The organism is Bartonella sp. AA74HLJMH (assembly GCF_042197045.1).
Lineage (GTDB): Bacteria > Pseudomonadota > Alphaproteobacteria > Rhizobiales > Rhizobiaceae > Bartonella.
Genome location: NZ_JBHIRJ010000145.1, coordinates 1 through 658, shown reverse-complemented (window position 1 = coordinate 658; position 658 = coordinate 1). Strand labels below are relative to the sequence as shown.

General features: G+C 37.1%; 1 protein-coding gene. It reads right to left on the bottom strand.

Annotated elements, in window-relative coordinates; genetic code table 11:
- Window positions 1-658: DNA adenine methylase (locus tag ACFINH_RS10250; RefSeq protein WP_375633071.1), on the bottom strand; the 658-nt coding region annotated here is incomplete at both ends.

Genomic DNA, 658 nt, shown 5'->3' with positions numbered 1-658 from the left:
AATTATTGCGAATCAAGAGTTCTTTTCGGGGTGGTTTTTTAGCAAAACCAGAGGTCCAAAGGGTCTCTAATTCTAAAAAGTCAAAATCCTTAAAAATCTCTCGAACCGCATCACAATCATTCAGACTCAAGACAAATTTGCCTTGTATGCTTTTGAGAACTTTTGCCATACTCACAAAATCATCTTCAACAAAATTCCCAGAGCTGTAACACTTCTTCTTTACAAAATAAGGCGGGTCTAGGTAAAATAAACTGTCGGGTGCATCAAATAGCTCGATAACCCGTTCCCACGACAAATTTAAGATCGTCGTATCAAGAAGCTTCTGTCTAACACGTCTCATCCTTGATAATAGCTTTTCGGGATTAAATGCTATAGGCTTTTTCCTTCCAAAACTAAAAGAGACATAATCTTTTTTCCCATACATCACACAACGTTGGAGAAACAAAAAACGGGCGGCTCTTTCAACTTTGGAAAGGCTTTCTGGTTCAATCGCCGCAAGTTCAAAAAACAACTGTCTTGAACAAACAAACCATTCTAGTCGTTTGGCTAAATCATCAAAGTCATTTTGAACGCATTGAAACAGATTCGTGATCTCTCCATTCAAATCATTAATGACAGAATATTTTGCTGGTCTTTTATTTAGGAAAATAACACCAGA